The organism is Niallia laureatilytica (assembly GCF_046613985.1).
Taxonomy (GTDB): domain Bacteria; phylum Bacillota; class Bacilli; order Bacillales; family Cytobacillaceae; genus Niallia.
Genome location: NZ_JBKKHP010000016.1, coordinates 56,645 through 64,329 on the forward strand (window position 1 = coordinate 56,645; position 7,685 = coordinate 64,329).

At 38.5% G+C, this 7,685-nt stretch carries 6 protein-coding genes; all 6 read right to left on the reverse strand.

Going from position 1 to position 7,685, the window contains the following annotated elements:
- Positions 1-13 precede the first annotated feature (13 nt).
- On the reverse strand, positions 14-1,093 hold the full coding sequence (locus ACLIJJ_RS24585; protein WP_192486447.1) for a PIN/TRAM domain-containing protein: 1,080 nt from the start codon (positions 1,091-1,093) through the stop codon (positions 14-16).
- Between the two features lie 227 nt (positions 1,094-1,320).
- The gene (gene radA, locus ACLIJJ_RS24590; protein WP_192486448.1) at positions 1,321-2,700 is read right to left on the reverse strand and encodes a DNA repair protein RadA; all 1,380 of its coding nucleotides are present in this window, start codon (positions 2,698-2,700) and stop codon (positions 1,321-1,323) included.
- Positions 2,701-2,796: 96 nt separating this feature from the next.
- Positions 2,797-5,247 (reverse strand): ATP-dependent protease ATP-binding subunit ClpC, encoded by a 2,451-nt coding sequence (gene clpC / locus ACLIJJ_RS24595; protein WP_192486449.1) that lies wholly within the window; start codon positions 5,245-5,247, stop codon positions 2,797-2,799.
- Positions 5,248-5,271: 24 nt separating this feature from the next.
- Positions 5,272-6,339, reverse strand: coding sequence for a protein-arginine kinase McsB (mcsB, locus tag ACLIJJ_RS24600; RefSeq protein WP_192486450.1), 1,068 nt, complete (start codon positions 6,337-6,339; stop codon positions 5,272-5,274).
- Between the two features lie 3 nt (positions 6,340-6,342).
- Positions 6,343-6,891 (reverse strand): protein-arginine kinase activator protein McsA, encoded by a 549-nt coding sequence (mcsA, locus tag ACLIJJ_RS24605; protein ID WP_233318650.1) that lies wholly within the window; start codon positions 6,889-6,891, stop codon positions 6,343-6,345.
- Between the two features lie 24 nt (positions 6,892-6,915).
- On the reverse strand, positions 6,916-7,377 hold the full coding sequence (locus ACLIJJ_RS24610) for a CtsR family transcriptional regulator (RefSeq protein WP_192486452.1): 462 nt from the start codon (positions 7,375-7,377) through the stop codon (positions 6,916-6,918).
- Positions 7,378-7,685: the final 308 nt, after the last annotated feature.

The window sequence follows — 7,685 nt, forward strand, 5'->3', positions numbered from 1 at the left end:
AAACTCCCATCCATTACAATGCTTTTTCTAATAACTTTGGTTTTGCAAAAATCATTCTTCCTGCCGATGTCTGCAAAACACTAGTGACAAGCACATCAATATGTTTTCCTATAAAGTTGCGTCCTTCTTCAACAACGATCATCGTGCCGTCATCCAAATAGGCAACACCTTGGTTATGCTCTTTACCATCTTTAATAATAAGTATCTTCATTTCTTCCCCTGGCAAAACAACTGGTTTTACAGCATTCGCCAAGTCATTAATATTTAGAACGGATACCTTTTGCAATTCACAAACCTTATTTAGGTTAAAATCATTAGTAACTACAACACCATTTGTGATTTTAGCGAGCTTTACAAGCTTGCTGTCCACTTCTGTAATTTCTTCAAAGTCGCCTTCATAAATCTCCACTTTGATTGCAAGCTCTTTCTGAATGCGATTGAGGATATCAAGACCTCTTCTTCCTCTGTTTCTTTTCAAAGCATCAGATGAATCTGCGATATGCTGTAATTCACCAAGTACAAACTGCGGAATTACAATCGTTCCCTCAAGGAAACCTGTCTGGCAAATGTCAGCGATTCTTCCATCAATAATGACACTCGTATCTAGAATTTTCAAATTGCTCTTTTCTGGTTTTGATACTTCCTCTTCATTTGCTTTCTTCTTTCTAGCTGCAAAAAGAGTGGATAGCTCGTCTCTCTTTTTGAACCCTACCTGAAAACCTAAATAGCCAAAAAGTAAAGTTAAAAGAATAGGCGCGACCGTATTGATTAACGGTACTTTTATGGCGGTTAGTGCATAGCCTATCAAGAAGGCTAATATCAGTCCAAATGCTAAACCGACACTTCCTGTAATAATATCAGTGATTGGAGCCTTAACAAGGGTTTCTTCCACCAGCTTGATAAAATTAACAATATAATCTATCGCCCAAAAAGTAATAAAATAAAAAATAATGGCACCAAGTATTGCCGATACATAAGGGTTATTTATTAAATTATGATTTAAGTTAACCATATTTAATAAATCAGGAATAAAAACGATTCCCAAAGTCCCTCCAATAATTAAAAAACATGCCTGTACAATCCGTCTTAACAATACTTACACCTCCTCTTTCACATTATAAACAAATTCCCGAATTTGAAACCTAATATTACAGAGAATTTTTTTATTTGTAATGAAAAAGTTAAATAGCAAACTTTTTGTTCTTTTTTGGCTATTTTTAGAGTAGCATTCTTGGTAATTAAATGTCAAATTATTTAAACATTACATTTTATCATACCAATAATGCAACTTCAATTGTTTTTTCTATAGAACTTGTCCGGTTACTCTCCTAAGGCAGCTTTTAACGCCTCTCCAACAGAACTGACACCAATCAGTTCAATCCCCTTGGGAGCACTAAGACCTGATAGGTTATTAGCAGGCAATATAACGCGCTCAAATCCTAATTTAGCCGCTTCTTGTACTCGTTGTTCGATTCTGGATACTCTTCGCACTTCCCCAGTCAGACCTACTTCTCCAATAATGCAGTCTGTCGCCCTTGTGGTCTTATCTCTGAAGCTGGATGCAATACTAACAGCTATAGCAAGATCAATCGCCGGTTCATCAAGCTTAACTCCTCCCGCAACCTTTAAATAAGCATCTTGGTTTTGCAACAGCATTCCAACTCTTTTTTCAAGTACTGCCATCAATAATGGCACACGATTATGATCTATCCCTGTTGCCATCCGTCTTGGATTTCCAAAGCTTGTTGGAGAAATAAGGGCTTGTATCTCGACAAGCACAGGTCTTGTTCCTTCCATGGATGCCACAACTGTTGATCCAGCAGCACCTTGTGAACGTTCCTCCAGAAATATTTCTGATGGATTTTCGACTTCTTCCAGTCCAAATTCCTTCATTTCAAAGATTCCCATTTCATTCGTGGAGCCGAAACGGTTTTTAACAGCCCGCAATATCCTGTAGGTATGATGTCGTTCTCCCTCAAAATATAAAACGGTATCCACCATGTGCTCAAGCAGTCTTGGGCCTGCAATAGACCCTTCCTTTGTCACATGACCAACTATAAAAATGGCAATTCCCTTTGTCTTTCCTATCCTCATCAGTTCAGCTGTACACTCTCGCACTTGGGAGACACTCCCCGGGGCAGAAGTGACTTCTGGATGAAAAATTGTTTGGATAGAGTCTATTACCACAAAATCTACCTTTGAGTTTTCTATCGTTCTGCTGATTTCCTCTAAGTTTGTCTCTGAATATACAAGGAGATCATCAGACATAACTCCAAGCCTGTCCGCTCTCAGCTTTGTTTGTTTTTGTGATTCCTCTCCTGAAACATATAAAACAGACTGTTTTTTCAGGGCTAATTGTGCAGATACCTGCAAGAGCAGTGTCGATTTCCCAATCCCCGGATCTCCTCCGATAAGCACAAGAGAACCAGGTACCACCCCACCTCCGAGCACGCGGTTAAGCTCTTCTAGATCTGTTTTAATTCGAGGCTCATTAACTGTCTCAATGCTTGTTACAGGAATAGGCTTGGCAGCTATTGTCACACCTTGAGAATGAGCAAATGCCCCTTTCCTCTGTGCTGGAGCCTTTTCTACTTCTTCCACCATTGTATTCCAATTTCCACAGCCTGGACATTTACCCATCCATTTTGCAGACTCATAGCCGCATTCCTGACATAAGAACTTTGTCTTTCTTTTCGCCATGCTTGTATCTCCTTACCTTTAACTATCTCTTCTATTCTTACAAAGTATAAATGGCACACGCAATAGTAAAACGTGTGCCATTTATGATATTAAGCGTTATTTTTGCAGGTTTGTCAATTGCTGTGTATCTTTCACCCTTACAGTGAATTCCCCATCTTCCACATCTAGATCAATATGCTGTCCGTTTAAGACTGTGCCTTTTAAAAGCTCCTCTGACAGACGGTCTTCGATATGCTTCTGAATGGCCCTGCGTAGTGGTCTAGCTCCATATTCAGGATCATAACCTTCTTGTGCGATCTTCTCCTTAGCAGCATCAGTGATAGTCAAATATATTTCTTGTTCTTTCAATCTGCTTACTAACTGATCTGCCATTAGAGATACAATCTCTTGAAGATGCTTCTTCTCTAAGGAATGGAACACAATAATCTCATCGATACGGTTTAAGAACTCTGGACGGAATGCTCTTTTCAGCTCTTCCATCACACGTCCTTTCATATCTTTGTAGTCCTGTTCACCATCCTGAATATTAAAGCCTACATATTTATTCGTTTTTAAAGCAGACGCACCAACATTCGATGTCATGATTAGTACTGTATTTCTAAAATCAACTGTTCTTCCTTTAGAGTCAGTTAAGCGCCCGTCTTCTAACACCTGCAGCAGAATATTGAAAACATCCGGGTGAGCTTTTTCTATTTCATCTAAAAGTACAACTGAATAAGGTTTTCTTCTTACTTTCTCAGTAAGCTGTCCGCCTTCCTCATAACCTACATACCCTGGAGGTGAACCAACAAGTCTTGACGTAGAATGCTTCTCCATGTACTCGGACATATCAATGCGAATCATTGCATCTTCATCGCCAAACATTGATTCAGCAAGGGCACGCGCAAGCTCTGTTTTACCTACACCTGTTGGTCCTAAGAAAATGAAGGAACCAATAGGGCGTTTTGGATCTTTCAAACCGGCTCTTGCTCTTCTTACAGCTTTGGAGATAGCTTTTACTGCTTCCTCTTGGCCAATTACCCTGTTATGAAGAATGTTTTCCATATTAAGAAGCTTATCTGTTTCAGTTTGTGCCAATCTTGATACAGGGATTCCAGTCCAGCTTGATACAACAGTTGCGATATCTTCCACTGTTACTTCTGTATTTTCTTGACCCTGTTTTTCTTTCCAATTCTTCTTCGTTTCTTCCAGCTGTTCACGAAGTCTTTGCTCTGTGTCACGCAAGGAAGCAGCCTTTTCAAACTCTTGGCTTTGGACTGATGCATCCTTTTCTTTGCGCACTTCCTCTAATTTAACTTCTAGTTCCTTTAAGTTAGGAGGAGTTGTGTAAGATCTTAATCTTACCTTCGATCCTGCTTCATCTATTAAATCAATTGCTTTATCTGGCAAGAAGCGATCAGAAATATAACGATCTGACAATTTCACTGCTGCTTCAATTGCTTCATCAATGATTGATACACGGTGATGCGCCTCATATCTGTCACGCAGACCTTTTAAAATCTGGATAGATTCATCAATAGTAGGCTCATCAACTGTGATTGGTTGGAAACGTCTTTCTAGAGCAGCATCTTTCTCAATATATTTGCGGTACTCATCTAATGTAGTCGCACCAATACATTGCAGCTCTCCTCGAGCAAGGGAAGGCTTTAGAATATTAGATGCATCAATTGCACCTTCAGCACCGCCTGCCCCAATCAGTGTATGCAACTCATCAATAAAGAGAATGATGTTACCTGCTTGGCGAATCTCATCCATAACCTTTTTCAAACGGTCCTCAAATTCACCGCGGTATTTTGTTCCTGCTACAACTGTACCCATATCTAAAGTCATAACCCTTTTATCTCTTAAAATTTCAGGTACTTCATTTTGAACAATTTGCTGTGCCAATCCTTCTGCTATTGCCGTTTTACCGACACCAGGCTCACCGATAAGAACAGGATTGTTTTTAGTTCTTCTGCTCAATACTTCAATTACACGTTGAATTTCCTTACTTCTACCAATAACTGGATCTAGACTACCTTCTCTTGCAATAGCAGTTAAATCTCGTGCAAGACTGTCTAGAGTTGGAGTATTTGCGCTTGCAGCAGAGCTGCCTTGATGGCTTCCCGATTCACTGCTTCCAAGTAGTTGTAATACTTGCTGTCTTGCTTTATTTAAACTAACACCAACATTATTGAGGACTCGTGCTGCTACACCTTCTCCTTCTCGGATAAGACCAAGAAGAATATGCTCTGTACCTACATAAGAATGACCAAGCTTTCTTGCTTCATCCATAGAAAGTTCAATTACTTTTTTTGCTCTAGGAGTGTAGTGGATTGTTTGAGAACCTTCCTGACCTCTGCCAATCAGGTTTTCTACCTCCTCCTGGATTTTTTCAGGACTTAAGCCAAGTGCTTGCAGTGCCTTTGCAGCAATGCCTTCTCCTTCTCGGACTAAACCAAGAAGAATATGTTCTGTACCAATATTGTTATGTCCTAAGCGGATTGCTTCCTCTTGTGAAAGTGCCAGTACCTTTTGTGCTCTTTCTGTAAAACGTCCAAACATCATAATGTCATCCTCCCAATTATATAATTACTCTGTTTCCAACAATAATCTTTCTCTTATTAAGGATGCGCGGCGTATGTCGCGATCATTTGGATTCATTTGCCCGCCTGAATAAAGTTGCAGAAAACCAGGCTGAGTCAAGATAAGCAGTTCATTTAGTATCCCTTTTGATACATTTTTAATAAAGCCCATATCGATACCTAATTGAAGGTCCGATAAGCATTTAGCTGCTTCTTTTGTTTCTATTATTCTGCTGTTACAGAGGATTCCATATGATCGGAAAACCCTATCTTCTAATTGTATGTTTGAAGTTCTTACTAATGCCTCTCTTGCAGCTCTTTCTTGTTCAATAAGCTGATGCACGACGCTTTTTAATTCTTCTACTATATCGCTTTCTGATTTCCCTAATGTTATCTGGTTGGATATTTGAAATATATTACCTAAAGCTTCGCTGCCCTCACCGTAAATTCCTCTAACAACTAAACCTAATTGATTGATGGCAGGAATAATTCTATTCATTTGTTGGGTTAGAACCATCCCAGGGAGATGCATCATAACAGATGCTCTTAAGCCAGTGCCTATATTTGTCGGACAGCTTGTTATATACCCAAGCTCAAGGTGATAAGCATAATCAATGGACTCTTCCAGCCAATTGTCTATTTTATTTGCTTTCTCTAATGCTTCCATAACCTGCAAACCAGGCTTTATACATTGGATTCTAATGTGGTCTTCTTCATTGAGCATGATGCTTACTTCCTCATCCTCAGAAAGAACGCATGCTCCATATGCAGCATCATTGGCAAGAAGAGGACTGATTAAATGTTTTTCAACAAGAACCCTTTTTTCAAGTTGCTGAAGATCTTCCATTTTAAGTAGTTCTAAGTTGTCAAAACTTTCGTTTGACTGTGCTGATACCTTTTCACCGACTTTTTGAATCACTGTTTCTGCTTCTTCATTAGAGAAAAGTATCGGAAACTTGATGGAATTTATGTTTCTAGCTAATCTTATTCGAGAGGTCAGAACGATGTCAGAGTCTGGTCCATCTGAGCACATCCAAGATGTTTTTGCTTTATTAATGAATTTTTCAAAAGACAACTCTTACTCGCTCCCCTCATTAAAAGTAACCAATTGTTTTTCCTTTTTTCTAATCTCGTCTCTTACCTCAGCAGCCTTTTCAAACTCCTCTTGTATGATAAGATCTTTAAGTGTTTCTCTAAGTTTGCCAATTTCCTTTTTGATTAAGATATGTCCGCCTACTCTTTCTGGAACCTTTCCTTTATGTTCGACATTTCCTCCATGCAATCTCTTTAAAATTGGCTGAAGTCTGTCTTTGAAAGTTTCATAGCAATTAGGACAGCCAAACCTCCCAATTTTCGTGAATTGAGGGAAAGTCATTGAGCATTCCTTACATTGAAGCTCTGCTTCCTTTTGATACGGGTCATGTTTAATATGTTGAATGCTCGGTTCCATGTTTAGTAAACCGGCTAACAGGCTATTGAATGAAAATCCCGGAGTTTCATTTGCCGTAAACAAATCTCCCTTTTCTCTGGCACAATGTTCACATAGATGAAATTCCGTTTTATTCCCATTAATGATTTTGGAGTAATGAAGTGTTGCAGGCCTTTGATTACATTCTGAACAATTCATGCTTTCACCTCACAACTAACATTATTATTTATATTTTAGGGTAGTTAACATCGCTTTTAACAGTCTTGCTCTTAGTTCATCTCTATATGGAAGGTCAAGATACAGTACAGAGCGATCAATAACACTTAGCATTATTTTCGCTTCTCTTTCATTTATGACCTCTTCTTCAACAAGACGGTAAATGACGTCTTCTGCACTGCTTTGAGGTATTCGACTTTGAATAAGGGAAAGTAATTGGTCGATCAGATGAGCGTAATCATGTGATTGAACCTTCATTATTCGAATGAAGCCGCCTCCGCCACGTTTGCTTTCAACTAAATACCCTTTTTCAATTGTGAATCGGGTATTGATGACGTAATTTATTTGTGATGGTACACAATCGAATTTGTCGGCAACTTCGCTTCGTTTTATTTCAACAAGTGATTTTCCGCTCATCTCTAATACTTCTTTTAAATAATGCTCAATTATATCCGAAATATTTCTCACCAAGCCTCCCCCTTCTGACTTTGACTATATTTGACTATAATTATACATGATAAAAAAGTCGTTTAGCAAGATTGATGTTTTATTAATTTTCCCATTATCGCTTAATTTCAAACCTAGAGAAAAAATTTTTATAGGTATTAGAGGGGGGATTGATAAATTATATTTAACTATAGTCGGATTTGTGTAGATTTTCAAGTAATAGCATGAGCATTTTTTGAGGTAATGGTAAGTGGATTTTAAGAAGCATGATTTTTGGGAGTTATAAATAAAAAAAGTCTTAAAAGCAAAATGCCTTTAAGACTTTTCAG